Source organism: Enterococcus hirae ATCC 9790, from assembly GCF_000271405.2.
Classification (GTDB): Bacteria; Bacillota; Bacilli; order Lactobacillales; family Enterococcaceae; genus Enterococcus_B; species Enterococcus_B hirae.
Genome location: NC_018081.1, coordinates 2,348,207 through 2,367,107, shown reverse-complemented (window position 1 = coordinate 2,367,107; position 18,901 = coordinate 2,348,207). Strand labels below are relative to the sequence as shown.

16 protein-coding genes and 2 pseudogenes are annotated in these 18,901 nt (G+C 40.2%); 17 read left to right on the top strand and 1 reads right to left on the bottom strand.

Annotation, left to right across the window (positions count from 1 at the left end):
• Positions 1-528 precede the first annotated feature (528 nt).
• Positions 529-735 carry a cold-shock protein gene (locus EHR_RS11265; protein ID WP_010719225.1) on the bottom strand — a complete coding sequence of 69 codons (207 nt, stop codon included), beginning with the start codon at positions 733-735 and terminating at the stop codon, positions 529-531.
• Between the two features lie 182 nt (positions 736-917).
• Here EHR_RS11265 and EHR_RS11260 point away from each other — a divergent pair, with 182 nt between their 5' ends.
• From EHR_RS11260 to pyrE, 17 genes and pseudogenes are all read left to right on the top strand, one after another.
• Positions 918-2,588 (top strand): formate--tetrahydrofolate ligase, encoded by a 1,671-nt coding sequence (locus EHR_RS11260; RefSeq protein WP_010737529.1) that lies wholly within the window; start codon positions 918-920, stop codon positions 2,586-2,588.
• Positions 2,589-2,923: 335 nt separating this feature from the next.
• Complete coding sequence (locus EHR_RS11255; protein ID WP_223603275.1) at positions 2,924-3,346, top strand: LMxysn_1693 family intestinal colonization protein; 423 nt, start codon at positions 2,924-2,926, stop codon at positions 3,344-3,346.
• Complete coding sequence (locus EHR_RS14715) at positions 3,343-4,038, top strand: CPBP family intramembrane glutamic endopeptidase (RefSeq protein WP_014834677.1); 696 nt, start codon at positions 3,343-3,345, stop codon at positions 4,036-4,038. Before EHR_RS11255 ends, EHR_RS14715 begins: the two co-directional genes overlap by 4 nt.
• A 260-nt stretch (positions 4,039-4,298) precedes the next feature.
• A pseudogene (locus tag EHR_RS11245) lies at positions 4,299-4,684 on the top strand (hypothetical protein).
• Positions 4,671-5,368 (top strand): annotated as a pseudogene (locus tag EHR_RS11240) (CBS domain-containing protein). Before EHR_RS11245 ends, EHR_RS11240 begins: the two co-directional pseudogenes overlap by 14 nt.
• 4 nt (positions 5,369-5,372) lie before the next feature.
• Positions 5,373-5,837, top strand: a complete 465-nt coding sequence (lspA, locus tag EHR_RS11235; RefSeq protein WP_010737534.1) for a signal peptidase II — start codon at positions 5,373-5,375, stop codon at positions 5,835-5,837.
• Complete coding sequence (locus EHR_RS11230) at positions 5,834-6,745, top strand: RluA family pseudouridine synthase (protein WP_010737535.1); 912 nt, start codon at positions 5,834-5,836, stop codon at positions 6,743-6,745. Before lspA ends, EHR_RS11230 begins: the two co-directional genes overlap by 4 nt.
• Before the next feature lie 238 nt (positions 6,746-6,983).
• Positions 6,984-7,523, top strand: coding sequence for a bifunctional pyr operon transcriptional regulator/uracil phosphoribosyltransferase PyrR (gene pyrR, locus EHR_RS11225; RefSeq protein WP_010719217.1), 540 nt, complete (start codon positions 6,984-6,986; stop codon positions 7,521-7,523).
• A gap of 13 nt (positions 7,524-7,536) precedes the next feature.
• Entirely contained in the window at positions 7,537-8,820 is a 1,284-nt protein-coding gene (locus EHR_RS11220) for a solute carrier family 23 protein (RefSeq protein ID WP_010719216.1), read from the top strand.
• Positions 8,821-8,832: 12 nt separating this feature from the next.
• Positions 8,833-9,759, top strand: a complete 927-nt coding sequence (locus EHR_RS11215) for an aspartate carbamoyltransferase catalytic subunit (RefSeq protein WP_010719215.1) — start codon at positions 8,833-8,835, stop codon at positions 9,757-9,759.
• Positions 9,760-9,777: 18 nt separating this feature from the next.
• A complete protein-coding gene (locus tag EHR_RS11210) occupies positions 9,778-11,058 on the top strand; it encodes a dihydroorotase (RefSeq protein WP_010737536.1) in 1,281 nt (426 codons plus the stop codon).
• Between the two features lie 5 nt (positions 11,059-11,063).
• On the top strand, positions 11,064-12,140 hold the full coding sequence (locus tag EHR_RS11205) for a carbamoyl phosphate synthase small subunit (protein WP_010737537.1): 1,077 nt from the start codon (positions 11,064-11,066) through the stop codon (positions 12,138-12,140).
• A 2-nt stretch (positions 12,141-12,142) separates the two neighbouring features.
• A complete protein-coding gene (carB, locus tag EHR_RS11200; RefSeq protein ID WP_010737538.1) occupies positions 12,143-15,328 on the top strand; it encodes a carbamoyl-phosphate synthase large subunit in 3,186 nt (1,061 codons plus the stop codon).
• 178 nt (positions 15,329-15,506) lie between these two features.
• Entirely contained in the window at positions 15,507-16,283 is a 777-nt protein-coding gene (locus EHR_RS11195) for a dihydroorotate dehydrogenase electron transfer subunit (RefSeq protein WP_010737539.1), read from the top strand.
• Positions 16,280-17,209 (top strand): dihydroorotate dehydrogenase, encoded by a 930-nt coding sequence (locus tag EHR_RS11190; RefSeq protein ID WP_010737540.1) that lies wholly within the window; start codon positions 16,280-16,282, stop codon positions 17,207-17,209. Before EHR_RS11195 ends, EHR_RS11190 begins: the two co-directional genes overlap by 4 nt.
• Positions 17,206-17,922, top strand: coding sequence for an orotidine-5'-phosphate decarboxylase (gene pyrF / locus EHR_RS11185; protein ID WP_010719209.1), 717 nt, complete (start codon positions 17,206-17,208; stop codon positions 17,920-17,922). The genes EHR_RS11190 and pyrF overlap by 4 nt, the downstream gene beginning before the upstream one ends.
• Positions 17,919-18,554, top strand: a complete 636-nt coding sequence (gene pyrE, locus EHR_RS11180) for an orotate phosphoribosyltransferase (RefSeq protein WP_010737541.1) — start codon at positions 17,919-17,921, stop codon at positions 18,552-18,554. The genes pyrF and pyrE overlap by 4 nt, the downstream gene beginning before the upstream one ends.
• Positions 18,555-18,901 lie beyond the last annotated feature (347 nt).

Below are 18,901 nucleotides of genomic sequence, written 5' to 3'. Positions count from 1 at the left end.
TCGGATTGTCGATTCTTTAAATCCGTTGTCTCGATTTAGAAAGATTCTTTTAAAATGGCAATTAATGTTGAAAAGAAAACAATCTGATGCGAAAGACATCATTCACTCGGAAATAAGTGAGAAGGATGCATAGATACAACGAGAAGAAATAATAGCGAAGAAAAAAGAAAAGAAATTTGTAAAAAATATTAAAGCAAACGCTAGAAATCAAGTTTTCAATACAGTCGAGCAGTCTTTTTCAAATCATCTGATAAATTCGAGATAACCTTCTTTCGATAGGATCAGAAAACAAACAGAAATATGTATCTTTATATTGAAAAGTGAGATTTTGTAATATTAGTGAACGTTGTACTGTATGGAAGAGACGCAGCATAAGTTGATTTTCTATCGTTCAAGCAATTATAAAATTATAAAAAAGCCGATACTTTGCAAAGAACATTTTGCGGAGTATCGGTCTTTCTTTAAATTGAATATTTTTGATGCAATCTCTTCTGTTTTGAAGAGAAGTTACTTATTGTTGAAACTTTCTTATAAGATCATTTTTTTGACATGAGCGGCTTGTGCCCCACGGTTTCCTTCGATTATTTCAAATTCTACAGATTGATTTTCTTCAAGGGTTTTGAATCCCTCTTCTTCAATTGCAGTAAAATGGACGAATATTTCTTCTGTTTCATCATAACTAATAAATCCATATCCTTTTTTGTTGTCAAACCATTTCACAGTTCCTGTGGTCAAAGCTCTCACGACCTTTCTAAAGTCTGATCATAACTAACATTATAAAGAGTATTTATATATACGTCAATTAAATTAAAAAAGCAATCTTGCCTATGTTGTTTTAAAATAAAAAAAGGTATAATAGATATAACTGAACAAAGTCTTTTGTTTTGGGTATAAAGTTCGTGTAAAGGGGTAATTTGATGAAGAGCGATCTACAAATATCACAAGAAACAGAGTTAAAACCGATTATTAAAATTGCGGAAAAATTGGATATCCAACAAGATGACCTGGAGCTTTACGGAAAATATAAAGCGAAAATCGATTTTTCCACCATCAAGAAATTAAAGAAAAAACCAGATGGTCACTTGATTTTAGTTACATCCATCAATCCTACACCAGCTGGAGAAGGTAAATCGACCATCACGGTAGGTCTTGGGGACGCATTGAATCAAATTGGTAAAAAAGCAGTGATTGCGTTAAGAGAACCTTCCCTTGGTCCAGTCATGGGAATCAAGGGTGGTGCTGCCGGCGGAGGCTATGCACAAGTATTACCAATGGAAGATATCAATTTACACTTTACTGGCGATATGCATGCGATTACGTCTGCTAATAATGCATTGTCTGCACTTTTAGACAATCATATCCATCAAGGGAATGAACTGAGAATCGATTCACGTCGTGTGATCTGGAAACGTGTCGTCGATTTGAATGATCGCGAACTGCGAAAAGTGATTGTTGGCTTGGGAGGTCCGATTCAAGGTGTGCCGAGAGAAGATGGCTTTGACATCACCGTAGCAAGTGAAATCATGGCGATTTTATGCTTAGCAACAGACATCGATGATTTAAAAGCTCGTTTAGCTCGAATTGTTGTCGGTTATACCTTTGATCAAAAGCCAGTGACAGCTGGTGATCTCAAAGCAGAAGGCGCATTGGCACTGCTATTAAAAGAAGCGATCAAACCAAACTTAGTACAAACGATTTATGGCACGCCAGCATTTGTCCATGGCGGTCCTTTTGCCAATATTGCTCACGGGTGTAATAGTGTTTTAGCTACCCAAACAGCTCTTAAATTAGGGGAGTATGTGGTGACTGAAGCTGGATTTGGTGCAGATCTAGGTGGAGAAAAATTCCTAGATATCAAAGTTCCGAATTTGAAAAAGGCGCCTGATGCGATCGTGATCGTAGCAACAGTTCGTGCATTGAAAATGCATGGCGGTGCAACTAAAGAAGAGTTGAAAACGGAAAATTTAGCAGCATTGGAAAAAGGATTCAGTAATTTAAAACGTCATATCCACAATATGGAGAAATACCATATCCCAGTAATTGTTGCGATCAACGAGTTCGTGACAGATACGGAAGCTGAATTTACTTTGTTAGAACGTCTTTGCGAAAATCAAGGGGTGATCGTACAACGAGCAAGTGTTTGGGAGCATGGCGCAGACGGTGGAATTGAACTTGCCAAAGCGGTCGTTCGTGCGATTGATAGTCAGCAAGCAAATTATCAACCCTTGTATCAACCGACAGCGACTATCGAAGAAAAAGTGACAACGATCGTCCAAGAGATTTATGGTGGAAAAGGGGTCAACTTTAGTAAAAAAGCCAAAAAACAAATCGCTGAGTTTGTCCTTAATGGTTGGGATAAACTGCCAATTTGTATGGCAAAAACCCAATATTCATTTTCTGACGACCCGACACTTCTAGGCGCTCCTGAAGGATTTACGATTACCATCAGAGAGTTCGTTCCCAAATTAGGGGCTGGGTTTATCGTTGCGCTAACAGGAGATGTCATGACTATGCCGGGACTTCCAAAAAAACCAGCTGCATTGAATATGGATGTTACCAATGATGGGGAAGTACTGGGATTATTCTAAAAAAGAGGATAGGGTGCTTCATAAAAAAGCCATCTATCAAAAATGATTAGTGAGAATACCTAAAATTAGGTAATGGCTCTCTTTCAATCAAAAAAAGGATAAAGTCAGCTCTTGTATATGTTGATACAATGGCTGACTTGTTTTTATACATATTGTGTTAGTCAACAAGTAAATAATGGCGGTTTCACGGATGATTTTGAGTTCAAAACAGCTTTTTATGATAGCAATCATATGTCTAAAATAAAATGATTTATAATCATTGCGAAGAAAACGTTTTTTTAATACTAAAATAGGAGTGAAAATTTTTGAAAAAGTATTTATTTAGAACAATTTTGGTGTCTACGTCACTTTTGACTTTAGGAACTGCTGTAACTTCGTGTGTTCCAGTATTAGCCGATGAAACGAATAGTTCTGGCATAGCAATTTGTAGTGATGATGAGTACTATGTATTAGACGAACCATCGATTCAGACAAAAACTTGGTCACAACCTCAAAGTTGGTGTGTTTCTAAAGGAAATCGTACATATTTGGGTACAGAAACCCACAATAGAAAAACCACATTATCAATTGGTGCAACGATCTTCGGAATGAATATTAAAATAGGGAACGAATACTCAGTAAGCGGAAAATTCAAGAAGTATCGTCAAAATGCAAGAATAACGGTCACTTACCGAGTTTATCGTAAAGTAGACAATAAATATATTCGTACTCAAACTGCTACAGCAAATACACAATATATTGATTATGTAGCAATATGATACATAGGAATACTAAGAAACATTGGAAATTCATTCTTTGCTTGAGTTACTTTATTATTTATTTTATGATCCCAAATATAGGGATCCCAATCAAATATGATTTCATATTTGATTGGATTTCTTGGTTTCCGTTGATCCTAAGTTTTATGTTTTTGGTGTTGTTCCACCAGCTTCTCTATCAATCATTAGTAGAAATACAATGGCTGAAACTCATATTTATAGCAGTCTTTTGTATCGTTAGTATTATTGTCATTAATACTGCTTTGCCTGATACAAATAGCTTACCCCTAAATTCTTTAGCTAATAGTGAATTGAAAAAATATATAATAAGTGCTACAACGTACGGTGTATTTTTAGAAGAAATGATTTTTAGATTTAGTCTAATCAGCTTACATTCTGACAGGAAAACAAAGGCTTCTCTCCTCATAATCTCTTCATTTTTGTTTTCAATCGTACACGGAGGAAATTTCAACCTTTTTTTCTGCGGCGTTCTATTTGGATTCGTTTATATAAAAACTTCTAATGTGTGGTACGCCATATTGACCCATGTTTTTTATAATGGTGTGGGTATATTTCTTTTTTATTCTTTACTTAGTTGTTGCAAAGCAATGAACGATAAAGTAGTTAAAGCAAGTGGAGATTTACAAAAAGTGAGGTTGAAAAAAATACTTCTAAACAGTAAAAAAGGATGACACAATTATTCATTACGGATAGTTGTGTCATCCTTTTATTTTCGATCGAACATCTTTAATGGATATATAAGGAGTGAAAACGATGTTACAACAGATTTCTAATAGTTTTTCTGGTTGGCTACTTTTACTGTACTCGCTGCATTTGAGCAAAAAATGTCTATAAATTAGTTAAATATAGGGAACTCAAACACTTTGAGACATCTACTTTCTTGTTCGGGTGTTTTACGGTATACTAAGAAAGCATCAGGAGGAGGGGCGTTATGGACGTACGAGTGACAAGACGAACAGGTTTTTATGGCATGGGTAGTCCGATCCAACTGCGGATCAATGGAAAGAAAAAAGGACAATTGAATCATAATCAATCGGTTTTACTTAAGTTAGAAGCACCTTTTACAATGCAAGTTTCGTTTTATTGGTTAAAAAGTCCAGTGTATACAATAACGCATCCGTCCAAAGGATACGTCATTACAATGAATCTCTTATTGTTACAGATTTATCCCTTTTTATTTTTAGGAAGTGGATTAAGCGCATTGTGGTTACACAATCTAATTTATAGTATGTTCGTGGTACTTGTAATGATTGGCTTCTTTTTTTCATCAAAAACCAAGCCTATGTAATCAAGGAGGAGAAAGATGGCAAACTCTGATATTTTTTAAGTAGTTTTAATCGGATCGAAAAATGGATGAGAGATGAAATGGGTAACGCCCGCAATATGGGATTTACTGAGTTAGTTCGGCGACTTGCCCAACGCAAAAAAGCAGTGATTCGTCAATATGAAGAAGATTTGCTTCAGCTGTCGCAGTTACGAAATGCCATTGTTCACGATCGGATTGCTGTGGATTTTGTGATTGCTGAACCCAATGATTGGGCAGTCAATAAGATCCAGCAGATTGAAGAAGACTTGATTCGTCCAGCAAAGGTTTTACCTCGCTTTGCGAAACATGTCACAGGTTTTGAACGAGATCTTCCTTTACTTGATTTGTTAGGAACGGTTGCCAAAAAACGATACTCACAGTTTCCTTTGTATAATAAAGGGAAATTCGTAGCGCTTGTGACATTGCGGGTCATTGGTTTTTGGCTAGCAAAGGAAAGTCAAAAAGGGACCATTGATTTAACAGATAAAAAAGCGGCTGATTTGATTTTTAGTGATGGCAAATATACGAATTATCGTTTTGTAGCTGAACATACTTATGTTTATGAAGTGGAAACAATGTTTCGGGAACAAGGAACTCTAGAAGCAGTCCTGATTACCAAAGATGGTCATCCTGACGGCAACTTACTGGGGATCATTAGACCTAGAGATATTTATCAACAAATAGAAAAGGAATGATTTTTTGTTAGCAATTTATTTTATGATCAGTGGATTATTAGTGGCTCTTGATCAGTGGGTCAAATGGTGGATCGTCAATGATTTATCTTTAGGCGAAACGAAGACATTGATTCCAGGCGTCTTATCGTTGAATCATATACGCAATACTGGGGCAGCTTGGAGTATGCTTGAAGGGAAGATGTGGTTTTTCGTCATAATCACAGTGATTGCTGTCATTGTTGTCGTGACATTGATGGTCAAGAATCGCAAACAGGGCAATCGATGGTTGCTGACAGGGTTAAGTTTTATTTTAGCAGGAGCTATTGGGAATTTTATTGATCGTGTAAGATTGGGATATGTCGTCGATATGTTCCAAACTGATTTTATGAATTTTCCGATCTTCAATGTAGCTGATATGACACTTGTTTGTGGTGTGATTCTTATTTTGATATACATTATTTTAGATGAAAAGGAACAAGGGAAAAAATGACAGAATTAAACGCAACGATTCAAACAGAAACAGGACGGATCGATAAAGTACTCACAGGTTTATTCAACGATTATAGTCGTTCACAAATCCAGCTTTGGCTCAAAGATGGTGCCGTTTCGGTCAACGGACAAGTGGTGAAAGCAAATTATAAAGTGAAGAAAAATGATGAAATCGTGATCGCTGTGCCAGAACCAGAGACCCTTTCAATTGAAGCAGAAGACATTCCATTAGAAATCGTTTATGAAGACGAAGCGGTTGCTGTTGTCAATAAACCACAAGGCATGGTCGTCCATCCTTCAGCAGGTCATCCGAATGGTACGATGGTCAATGCTTTAATGTATCATGTAAAAGATCTTTCGTCGATCAATGGTGTGATCCGTCCAGGGATCGTCCATCGAATCGATAAAGATACTTCAGGTTTGTTGATGGTAGCGAAAAATGATTTAGCACATGAATCTTTGGCCAAGCAATTAAAAGATAAAACTTCTTTACGTAAATACGTAGCGTTAGTCCATGGAGTGATTCCTCATGAAAAAGGAACGATCAACACACCGATCGGTCGATCAAAAGTGAACCGTAAAATGCAGGCAGTCAGAGAAGATGGCAAACTAGCCGTGACCCATTTTAATGTCTTGGAACGATTCAATGATTTTACGTTGGTAGAGTTGACGTTAGAAACAGGTAGGACCCATCAGATCCGTGTGCATATGAAATATATAGGGTATCCTTTAGCTGGAGACCCAGTTTATGGACCAAGTAAGACATTGAAAGGAAATGGGCAATTTCTTCATGCGAAGCTCTTAGGTTTTACCCATCCAATCACAGGTCAGAAAATGGTCTTTGAAGCACCGCTTCCAACAATCTTTGAAAAAACTTTAGAAAAACTAAGGAAAAGTGTTGCATTTTGATTTAGATAACGGTATAGTATTTAACAACGAAAGCATAAAAACTTCATATCAGTTCCTTTAAGTTTAGTCCCGTGAGGCTAAGAAGGGTGTGGGTAAGAGAGCTATGGTGCGCCATAACATCGATTACTCAATGACGTAGTATAACTATCAGTGTATCTAAATGTACACTTAGTCTAGACATTCCTCCTGTCCTCTTAGGGCAGGAGTTTTTTTGTGTATAAAAAAGGAGGAAACAAACATGCAAGCAAAAGAAGTTGTGGATCAAGTAACCATGAAGCGGGCATTGACACGTATCACTTATGAAATCATTGAAAGAAATCAGACGATTCAAGATGTTGTCTTAATTGGGATAAAAACAAGAGGCATTTACATCGCATCAAGAGTTGCCGATCGTTTGAAGCAACTAGAAGGCATCGAAGTTCCGGTCGGAGAGCTGGACATCACATTGTATCGTGATGATAAAAAAGAAACACCAGCTGAAGCAGAACTTCATTCTTCAGATATTCCCGTTTCACTAGAAGGAAAAGAAGTGATTTTGATCGATGACGTCCTTTACACTGGACGAACGATTCGAGCAGCGATGGACGCAGTAATGGACTATGGTCGTCCTAGAAAAATTTCTCTGGCTGTCTTAGTAGACAGGGGACATCGGGAGTTACCGATTCGAGCAGACTATGTTGGGAAAAACATTCCCACAGCTAAAACAGAAGAAATCTTAGTCGAAATGCAAGAACTTGACGGCAAAGATCGAATCATGATTTTGAAAGAGGAAGAATAGAGGAGCAATTGATATGTCAGAACAGAAAAAATTCCATAATCACGATGCGGTTTTAGATATCCACGATCGCCCAAAAACAGGACATTGGATCGGCTTAAGTTTACAACATCTCTTTACGATGTTTGGTGCTACTGTACTTGTGCCGATTTTAGTGGGGATCGATCCAGGGATTGCCTTAGTCAGCTCAGGATTAGGAACATTAGTTTATCTTTTTACTACTAAAGGAAAGATTCCAGCCTACTTGGGTAGTAGCTTTGCCTTTATCGCAGCTATGCAAATGCTGATGAAGACTGACGGTTACCCAGCGATCGCCCAAGGAGCCGTAACGACTGGTCTGGTTTACTTGATCGTCGCATGGATCATCAAAAAGATCGGTTCAGCATGGTTGGACAAAATTTTACCACCGATTGTCGTTGGTCCCGTGATCATGGTAATCGGCTTAGGGTTAGCAGCGAATGCTGCAACGAACGCAATGTATAACCAAGGCAACTATGATTTTAAATATATTGCCGTGGCATTGATCACTTTAGCATTGACGATTTTCTTCAACATGTGGCTAAAAGGATTTTTAGGACTTATTCCAATTTTGTTAGGGATCATTTGCGGCTACCTCGTTGCTTTACTCTTCGGAATCGTCGATACAAAGCCGATCGCTGATGCTGCTTGGTTCGCTTTACCAAACTTCGAGATTCCATTTGTTCAATATGAACCGAAGCTTTACTTAGGAGCAATAACGACGATGGCACCTATCGCTTTCGTTACGATGACGGAACACATTGGACATTTGATGGTCTTGAATAAATTAACCAAACGTAATTTCTTTGAAGAGCCAGGTTTACACAAAACATTGATGGGAGATGGCTTAGCGCAGATCGTTGCAGCTTTCGTCGGTGGTCCTCCAGTTACAAGTTATGGGGAAAATATCGGTGTGTTAGCAATCACTCGTGTACACAGCGTATTCGTCATCGGTGGTGCAGCAGTCTTCGCTGTGATTTTAGGATTTGTGGGCAAATTAAGCGCTTTGATCTTAAGTATCCCCGGACCCGTAATTTCCGGAATCAGCTTTATCTTGTTCGGAGTGATCGCAGCGAGTGGAATGAAGATTTTGATCGAAAATAAAATCGATTTTGATAAAAAGAAAAATCTGTTGATTGCTTCAGTGATCTTAGTGGTCGGAATCGGCGGCTTGGTTTTTGAAGTAGGCACCTTCACGTTATCAGCAATGGCTTTAGCAACTGTACTTGGTATCATTCTGAATCTTATCTTACCCGAAACTTCACGTAGCGAAGAAAAATAAGGAGGAACTATCATGATCATCAAATCAGAACGCATTAGTTTAAAACATTTATTGACAGTGGAAGCTTTAACGGATCAAGAAGTCATGGGCTTGATCCGACGAGGTCAAGAGTTTAAACAAGGAGCAAACTGGACACCACAAAAACCGCAATACTTTGCGACGAATCTGTTTTTTGAAAATAGTACTCGTACGCATAAGAGCTTCGATGTAGCCGAAAAGAAACTAGGCTTAGAAGTGATTGAATTTGAAGCGAGTACGAGTTCTGTACAAAAAGGGGAAACCCTTTATGATACGGTCTTGACGATGTCTGCGCTCGGTGTGGATGTTGCAGTAATCCGCCATGGAGATGAAAATTACTATGATGAATTGATCCAAAGTAAAACGATCCAATGCTCGATTATCAATGGTGGTGACGGAAGTGGCCAACATCCAACACAATGCTTACTTGATTTGATGACGATCTACGAAGAATTTGGTTACTTTGAGGGATTGAAAGTAGCGATCGTCGGGGATATCACACACTCACGAGTAGCAAAATCAAACATGCAAATGCTGAAACGATTAGGAGCACAAGTTTTCTTTTCAGGTCCACGTGAATGGTACGATGAAGAATTTGAAGTCTATGGGCACTACCTGCCATTAGATGAATTATTAGAACAAGTGGATGTCATGATGATGCTTCGAGTACAACATGAACGGCATGATGGGAAAGAAAGTTTTTCGAAAGAAGCCTATCACCAAGAGTATGGATTAACAGTCGAACGTGCGAAGAAATTACAAAAGCATGCGATCATCATGCACCCAGCGCCAGTCAATCGTGATGTCGAATTAGCTGATTCCCTTGTGGAAGGACTACAATCACGAATCGTACAGCAAATGAGCAATGGCGTCTTTGTTAGAATGGCGATCTTAGAAGCAGTACTAAACGGAAAAGCGTAAAGCTAGGAGGAAGAAAAGATGAGAACACTCATTAAAAACGGTCAAATCAATACACGAAAGAATGAAACAACACCTGCAGAAATTTGGATCGAAAACGGAAAAATCAAAGCAATCGGCGAAGGATTTTCCGAGGCTGAATTTGATGAAGTGTTTGATGCCAAAGGACAACTGATCACACCTGGTTTAGTGGACGTCCATGTCCATTTACGAGAGCCAGGATTTACATACAAGGAGACGATTGCAGCTGGTACTAAAGCAGCAGCAAGAGGCGGCTTTACAACTGTTTGTGCCATGCCTAATCTGAACCCTGTACCTGATACCCCGGAAAAATTAGAACAGGTCTATGACTTGATCAAACGAGATGCAGTGGTCAAAGTCTTGCAATATGCACCGATCACTGAAAATCTTCGAAGTGAAGTCTTAGTGGATCAAGAAGCGATGATTAAAGCAGGCGCATTTGCATTTACGAATGATGGCGTGGGTGTTCAGACCGCAGGAACGATGTATCAAGCCATGAAAGAAGCAGCAAAAAATAACAAAGCACTGGTAGCACATACGGAAGATGAATCATTACTATTCGGTGGAGTGATGCATGCTGGTGATAAAGCAAAAGAACTAGGTTTGCCAGGTATTTTAAGTGTAACTGAATCCTCACAAATCGCACGGGATCTCCTTTTAGCTGAAGCAACAGGTGTGCACTATCACGTCTGTCACGTTTCTACCAAGGAAAGCGTGCGGGTCATTCGTGATGCCAAAAAAGCGGGTATCCAAGTTACAGCAGAGGTTTCTCCCCATCATTTGATCTTGATTGATGAAGATATCCCCGAAGACTTCGGCTTTTGGAAAATGAACCCACCATTAAGAGGAAAGGAAGATCGAGAAGCGTTAATTGAAGGACTTCTTGATGGAACGATTGATTGTATTGCGACTGACCACGCGCCACACGGATTAGAAGAAAAAAGCAAAAGTTTCTTAGAATCACCATTTGGGATCGTAGGAAGTGAGACAGCTTTCCAACTGATTTATACGCACTTTGTTGAAACCAATCGTTTCACACTCGAACAAGTGATCAACTGGATGGCTACCAAACCAGCGGAAATCTTCCAGTTAGAGGCTGGGACATTGACAGTTGGGGCACCAGCTGACGTAGCTATTTTCGATATTGAACACTCAAGTACAATCGATAAGAAAGATTTCTTATCGAAAGGCGAAAACACACCTTTTGTTGGATGGAACGTCAAGGGCGAAACATTAGGAACATTCGTTGATGGAAAATTGGCGTGGCACAAAGGGGAGTGAAGCAAATGGAACGATTATTGATTTTAGAAGACGGAACAGTTTTTAAAGGAAAAGCATTCGGAGCGAATAATAATGTGTTTGGCGAGATCGTGTTTACTACTAGCATGACAGGCTATCAAGAAACGATCACAGACCAAAGTTTCAATGGGCAAATCATTACCTTTACGTATCCGATGGTGGGAAATTACGGTGTCAACCGTGATGATTATGAATCCATCGCACCAACTTGCAAGGGCGTAGTCGTCAAAGAACATGCGAGAGTGGCTTCTAATTGGCGGAGTCAAATGACATTGGACGAGTTTTTGAAACGAAAAGGTATCCCTGGAATTTCAGGGATCGATACTCGTGCCTTGACACGAAAAATCCGTCAAGTTGGAACGATGAAAGCGAGTATCGTGGATGCTGGTGATTCCTTTGAACATGCTTTTGATCAATTGAAAGCGACCGTTTTAGCTACAAACCAAGTGCAACAAGTCTCAACGAGTAAACCATATCCAAGTCCTGGAACTGGAAAAAATGTGGCTGTCATTGATTTTGGTTTGAAACATAGTATTTTGCGTGAACTAAGTAAAAGAAACTGCAATTTAACCGTATTACCTTATAATACGGATGCAAAAACAATTCTCTCCCTAGCACCGGATGGCGTCATGCTGACGAATGGACCAGGAGATCCAAAAGACGTACCAGAAGCTATTGAAATGATTCGAGAAATCCAAGGGAAAATACCAATTTTCGGGATCTGTTTAGGGCATCAATTGTTTGCCTTAGCTAATGGTGCGGATACCTATAAAATGAAATTTGGTCATCGTGGCTTGAATCATCCTGTCCGAGAAATCGCGACTGGAAGGATCGATTTTACTTCTCAAAATCACGGCTATGCTGTGGATGAAAAAACAGTTGATCCAGATCAGTTGCTGATCACCCATGTAGAAGTAAATGATGGGACTGTGGAAGGAATTAGACATCGCCATTATCCAGCGTTTAGCGTCCAATTCCATCCTGATGCAGCTCCCGGTCCACATGATGCGCTTCATTTATTTGATGAATTTATGGAAATGATGGATGCAGGAGAGGAGAAATAAACATGCCAAAACGTACAGATATCAAAAAAATTATGGTGATTGGATCAGGTCCGATCATCATTGGTCAAGCGGCGGAATTTGACTATGCCGGAACCCAAGCTTGCCTTGCTTTGAAAGAAGAAGGATATGAGGTCGTTTTAGTAAATTCTAATCCCGCAACGATCATGACTGATCAAGAAATTGCCGATCAAGTGTATATCGAACCGATCACACTAGAATTTGTTTCAAGGATCTTGCGAAAAGAACGTCCTGATGCTTTGTTACCGACTTTAGGCGGACAAACGGGCTTGAACATGGCAATGGAACTAGCAGAATCTGGTATTTTAGATGAACTAGGCATTGAGCTGTTAGGAACAAAATTATCTGCTATCGATCAAGCAGAGGATCGTGATTTATTTAAAAAGTTGATGGAAGAACTGAATCAACCAATCCCCGAATCTGAAATCGTAACAACTGTTGAAGAAGCAGTCGAATTTGCTAATAAAATTGGCTATCCAATCATCGTTCGTCCCGCTTTCACGTTAGGTGGAACGGGTGGTGGAATGTGTAAAAATGAAGAAGAACTTCGAGTGATCGCAGAAAATGGTCTGAGCCTTTCTCCAGTGACCCAATGTTTGATCGAACGCAGTATTGCTGGATTCAAAGAAATTGAATACGAAGTTATGCGTGACTCGGCTGATAATGCCATTGTTGTTTGTAACATGGAAAATTTTGACCCAGTGGGTATCCACACAGGCGATTCGATCGTCTTCGCCCCAAGTCAGACCCTTTCAGATCATGAATACCAGCTGTTGCGTGATGCATCATTAGCGATTATTCGTGCATTGAAAATCGAAGGCGGCTGCAATGTCCAACTTGCACTTGATCCACATAGCTTCAATTATTATGTGATCGAAGTTAACCCACGTGTTTCACGCTCTTCTGCTTTAGCAAGTAAAGCAACTGGTTACCCGATTGCAAAATTGGCGGCTAAGATCGCTTTAGGTTTAACACTTGATGAAATGAAGAATCCGGTAACTGGAACGACTTATGCAGAATTTGAACCAGCTTTGGACTACGTCGTTGCTAAGATTCCTCGTTGGCCATTCGATAAATTTGAGAATGGGGAACGAGTTTTAGGAACTCAAATGAAAGCAACTGGCGAAGTGATGGCGATTGGTCGTAACATTGAAGAATCCCTATTAAAAGCTGTCCGCTCTTTAGAGATCGGGACACACCATTTGGAACTACCAGAACTAAACATGATCGATGATAGTGAATTGATCGAAAAAGTCGTCCGTGCCCAAGATGATCGCTTATTCTATGTCGCAGAGGCGATTCGCCGCGGCTATCCAATTGAAGAATTGGCAGAGTTGACAAAGATCGATTTGTTCTTTTTAGACAAGTTGCTCCATATCGTTGAACTAGAAACTGAACTGTTGGAACACCCGCAGGATGAAAACGTCTTACGTACTGTGAAACAAAACGGGTTTACAGATCAAAAGATTGCTGAACTGTGGAAAACTGAAGCGAAACAGATCAGAGAGCTACGTGAAAAATCCGACATCAAACCCGTATACAAAATGGTCGATACGTGCGCGGCTGAATTTGCTTCACAGACGCCTTATTTTTACAGCTCATACGAAGTTGAAAATGAAAGTGAACGATCCGCAAAAGATTCTGTTCTTGTCTTAGGCTCTGGACCCATTCGGATCGGTCAAGGGGTCGAGTTTGATTATGCGACAGTCCATTCAGTAAAAGCGATCCAACAAGCAGGTTATGAAGCGATTATCATGAATAGCAATCCTGAAACAGTTTCAACCGATTTCTCGATCTCTGATAAACTGTACTTTGAACCACTGACTTTTGAAGATGTGATGAATGTCATTGAACTTGAACAACCGATTGGGGTAATCGTCCAGTTTGGTGGTCAGACAGCTATCAATTTAGCGGAGCCGTTAGTTCAAGCGGGCGTCAAAATTTTAGGTACTACAATTGAAGATCTAGATCGAGCTGAAAACCGTGATTTATTTGAACAAGCCTTAAGAAGCCTGGAAGTACCTCAGCCACTAGGTGATACTGCAACTAGTAAAGAAGAAGCAGTAGGGATCGCTTCAAAAATCGGTTATCCGGTTCTTGTCAGACCAAGTTATGTCTTGGGCGGTCGAGCAATGGAAATCGTTGAAAATCAACAAGATTTGGAAGATTATATGGAACATGCAGTGAAAGCTTCCCCAGAACATCCTGTTTTGATTGACCGTTATTTGCTTGGAAGTGAATGTGAAGTAGATGCCATTTGTGATGGGGAAACAGTTCTAATCCCTGGAATCATGGAACACATTGAACGTGCAGGGGTCCATTCGGGGGATTCCATGGCTGTTTATCCGCCACAAGCACTCTCAGCAGAGATCAAACAAACCATTGAAGACTATACGATTCGCTTAGCTCGTGGATTAAACTGCATCGGTATGATGAATATCCAATTCGTGATCCACGACAATCAAGTTTACGTGATCGAAGTCAATCCTCGTGCAAGTCGAACGGTTCCGTTTTTAAGTAAAGTTACAGGAATACCGATGGCTCAAATCGCCACAAAAGCGATCTTAGGTGAAAAGTTAAGTGACTTAGGCTTTACGAATGGCTTATATCCAGAATCCAACGCTGTTCATGTGAAAGCTCCTGTGTTCTCGTTTACTAAATTGCAACAAGTGGATACCTATTTAGGCCCTGAAATGAAATCTACTGGAGAAGTCATGGGCTCTGATCAAAACTTAGATAAAGCATTATACAAAGCGTTTGAAGCATCAGGTCTACGCCTACCAGATTATGGTGCCGTCTTGTTCACGATCGCTGATGAAACTAAAGAAGAAGCGTTAGCACTAGCTAAACGTTTTTCAGAAATTGGTTACAGCCTATTAGCTACCAAGCATACGGCAGCTTATTTTGAAAAAAATGGGCTGATCGTCACGCCTGTTGCTAAAATCTCTGAAAAAGCAACGGAGAAAAATGTTGTTGAGTTGATTCGAGAAGGAAAAGCACAGGTCGTTGTTAATACCATCGATAAAGATCGAGGAAATGCCTCGAAAGACGGATTTATCATTCGCCGAGAAGCAGTTGAACATGGTATTCCTTTATTTACTTCATTAGATACAGCGGATGCGATCATTCGGGTAATGGAGTCTCGAGCTTTTTCAACACAAGCGATTTGATCAGCATGTTCTAAAGTGACAGTTCCTATAACGATTAAGTAATAGTTAAAATAGCTTGTAGGCACCTAAACAAAGATAAAAGTGATCGTTTACGTTCGCCTTGTTACTGACATTGGCTGAAAGGATCACTTTTGTCGAGATGTTTGGCAATGAAAAAATCCCAAAGAGGAGAGCAGATATGAAGCAAGAAGTCATGACAATCATTCAACAAACACAACTAGCACCACGTATTTATGAATTGACTTTAAAAGGAGAATTGGTCAAAGAAATGTTAATACCTGGGCAGTTTTTGCATATTCGAGTACCTAGAGCAGATTTGCTTTTACGCCGCCCCATCAGTATCCATTCGATTGATCAACAAAACCACACTTGCCAGATCATCTATCGAATCGCAGGTGAAGGAACGAAAGAATTTTCTACGTTGAAAGCTGACGATTCTTTAGACGTTTTAGGTCCATTAGGCAATGGCTTTGATCTATCTGGGTTGTCCGCAGGAGATGAAGTGTTCATCGTAGGGGGAGGAATTGGTATCCCACCTTTATATGAATTAGCCAAACAACTGAATATGCGGGACGTAAAAGTCACCAATTTTTTAGGATTTGCATCAAAAGAAGTCATGTACCATGAAGCAAAGTTTCATGAATTAGGTGAAACCAGAGTAGCGACGGATGATGGTACTTATGGGATCCATGGAAACGTCGGGAATCTGCTAATGAGTACTCATAAGCAACCAAAAGCTGTCTTTGCTTGTGGTGCAAATGGTCTCTTAAAAACAGTCGAACAACTTTTTGTGGATCACCCAAATGTCCAATTGTCCTTAGAATCACGAATGGCTTGCGGTATCGGTGCTTGTTATGCGTGCGTTTGTCATCGACCGGATGATGAAACTGGAACAAAAAGTGTCAAGGTGTGTGACGAAGGGCCAATTTTTAAAGTAGGAGAGGTTGTCTTATGAGTAATCCCTTAGCAGTTAAGCTCCCAGGTTTGGAATTGAAAAATCCGATCATGCCAGCCAGTGGATGCTTTGGATTTGGAAAAGAATATGGGAAATATTACGATTTGAATCAATTGGGGTCGATTATGGTCAAGGCGACAACGCCACATGCAAGGTTTGGTAATCCCACCCCACGTGTGGCGGAAACACCCTCCGGTATGTTGAATGCGATCGGATTGCAAAATCCCGGTCTGGAAGTTGTCATGAATGAACTGTTACCAGAATTAGCTGTCTATCCAGATTTACCTATCATTGCGAATGTCGCTGGTGCCTGTGAAGAAGACTATGTCGAGGTTTGTCGTAAAATTGGTGAAGCGCCGAATGTCAAAGCGATCGAGTTGAATATTTCTTGCCCGAATGTCAAACATGGCGGCATTGCCTTTGGGACAGACCCAGACGTTGCCTTTCAATTGACGAAAGCTGTCAAAAAGGTTGCAAGTGTACCAGTTTATGTGAAACTTTCCCCTAATGTGACGGATATCGTGCCCATTGCACAAGCAATCGAAAGCGGTGGGGCAGATGGCTTTACGATGATCAATACGCTTCTTGGAATGCGGATCGATCTGAAAACACGTCAACCTATTTTAGCTAATCAGACAGGCGGTCTTTCTGGTCCTGCGATCAAACCAGTGGCAATTCGTTTGATCCATCAAGTTGCTGCTGTTTCCGAGTTACCGATCATTGGTATGGGCGGGGTCCAAACCGTTGACGATGTCTTAGAGATGTTCATGGCAGGAGCCAGTGCCGTGGCAGTAGGAACAGCTAATTTTACGGATCCGTACATTTGTCCGAAACTGATTGAAGAACTACCCGTACGAATGGCAGAATTAGGGATCGAATCCCTCCAACAACTAATCAAAGAAGTAAGAGAGGAACGAATGAAATGAACCAACGACCAATTATTGCTTTAGACTTTTCGACGTGGCAAGAAGTGGAACAATTTATGCAACTATTCCCTGAAGAGGAAAAATTATTTGTAAAAATCGGAATGGAATTATTTTATCAGGAAGGACCGATTATTGTTCGTTGGTTGAAAGATGCTGGACATGAAGTATTTTTAGACTTGAAACTTCATGATATCCCTAACACGGTGGAAAAAGCCATGCGTGGGTTAGCAAAACTAGGCGTGGATATCACTTGTGTCCATGCAGCTGGCGGAATCAAAATGATGCAAGCGGCACTACGTGGGCTAGAAGAAGGAACGCCTGCTGGCAAAAAACGCCCATTGTTGTTAGCAATCACTCAGCTTACTTCAACGAGTGAAGCGGATATGCATCATGATCAATTGATCCAAGTTCCCTTAGAAGAAAGTGTGATCCATTATGCGAAATGTGCCGAAGCTGCCGGACTAGATGGCGTTGTTTCTTCTGCCTTAGAAGTGAGTGGCATCAAAGCAGCTACCCGCCAAGATTTCATTTGCCTTTCTCCGGGTATCAGACCAGAAGGAAGCGTCGCAGGTGATCAAACGAGGATCGTCACGCCTGCCCAAGCTCGAGGAATTGGTTCAACGTTTATCGTGGTTGGACGACCAATCACTCAAGCGAAAGATCCCTACCAAGCCTATCAAACAATCAAAGAAGAATGGAGTCGATCAATTTGAATACGATTGAAAAGAACATTGCCAAAGATTTGTTAGCTATTGAAGCGGTTTTCTTAAGCCCAAATGAACCATTCACGTGGGCAAGTGGACTAAAAAGCCCGATTTATTGTGACAACCGCATCACGATGAGTTATCCAAAAGTCAGAAAAGCAATTGCTCAAGGGTTAGCAGAAAAAATCAAGCAAGCATTCCCTGACGTGGAAGTCATTGCTGGTACAGCAACAGCAGGAATCCCTCACGCTGCATGGGTGGCAGAAATCTTGGACTTGCCTATGGTTTATATCCGTAGTAAAGCGAAAGATCACGGTAAAGGCAATCAAATCGAAGGACGGATTTTTGAAGGTCAAAAAATGGTTGTGATCGAAGATTTGATCTCGACAGGCCAAAGCGTTTTAGAAGCAACGGAAGCAGCCAAAAGAGAAGGCGCAAATGTATTAGGCGTAGCAGCGATCTTTACGTATGAACTACCATCAGGTGAAGAAAATTTTGCCAAAGCAGAGTTACCACTATTTACTCTCACGAATTATTCTGTCTTGATTGAAACGGCATTAGCCGAAAAATATATTGATGAAGCGGAATTAGCCTTGTTAAAAGAATGGAAAAAGAATCCAGCGGACTGGTTAAAACAGTAACGAAGGAAATGAAGATGGAACAAAAACAAAAGACTCAAAAAAGGGCTTTCGTTGAACAAAATCCATGGTATACTAGGATCAAACAAAACAACTGAATGAAACAAAGGAAGCATCCAAGGCGAAAGTTTTGCTATGGACGAGTAGCGCGATTACGAAATTTCGTAAGAAAAAAATTCCTGCGAGGTTTTAGAGCTATGTTGTTTTGAATGCTTCCAAAACTTATGTAGTGACTGAAAAGACAGCTTCTAAGTTTTAGAGCTATGTTGTTTTGAATGTTTCTGAACTAATAGTTGCTGTACTTCGCTTGTCGTTTTTAAGGCGAGGAGCTTACACAGAGTTGGTTTTGA

Excerpts from the sequence above, each read along its gene's own strand:
- EHR_RS11260 (WP_010737529.1), top strand. The coding sequence starts at position 918 with ATGAAGAGCGATCTACAAATATCACAAGAAACAGAGTTAAAACCGATT.
- pyrF (WP_010719209.1), top strand. The coding sequence starts at position 17,206 with ATGAACCAACGACCAATTATTGCTTTAGACTTTTCGACGTGGCAAGAA.
- pyrR (WP_010719217.1), top strand. The coding sequence starts at position 6,984 with ATGCAAGCAAAAGAAGTTGTGGATCAAGTAACCATGAAGCGGGCATTG.
- EHR_RS11195 (WP_010737539.1), top strand. The coding sequence starts at position 15,507 with ATGAAGCAAGAAGTCATGACAATCATTCAACAAACACAACTAGCACCA.
- EHR_RS11220 (WP_010719216.1), top strand. The coding sequence starts at position 7,537 with ATGTCAGAACAGAAAAAATTCCATAATCACGATGCGGTTTTAGATATC.
- EHR_RS11205 (WP_010737537.1), top strand. The coding sequence starts at position 11,064 with ATGGAACGATTATTGATTTTAGAAGACGGAACAGTTTTTAAAGGAAAA.
- EHR_RS11190 (WP_010737540.1), top strand. The coding sequence starts at position 16,280 with ATGAGTAATCCCTTAGCAGTTAAGCTCCCAGGTTTGGAATTGAAAAAT.
- EHR_RS14715 (WP_014834677.1), top strand. The coding sequence starts at position 3,343 with ATGATACATAGGAATACTAAGAAACATTGGAAATTCATTCTTTGCTTG.
- EHR_RS11230 (WP_010737535.1), top strand. The coding sequence starts at position 5,834 with ATGACAGAATTAAACGCAACGATTCAAACAGAAACAGGACGGATCGAT.
- EHR_RS11215 (WP_010719215.1), top strand. The coding sequence starts at position 8,833 with ATGATCATCAAATCAGAACGCATTAGTTTAAAACATTTATTGACAGTG.
- carB (WP_010737538.1), top strand. The coding sequence starts at position 12,143 with ATGCCAAAACGTACAGATATCAAAAAAATTATGGTGATTGGATCAGGT.
- EHR_RS11210 (WP_010737536.1), top strand. The coding sequence starts at position 9,778 with ATGAGAACACTCATTAAAAACGGTCAAATCAATACACGAAAGAATGAA.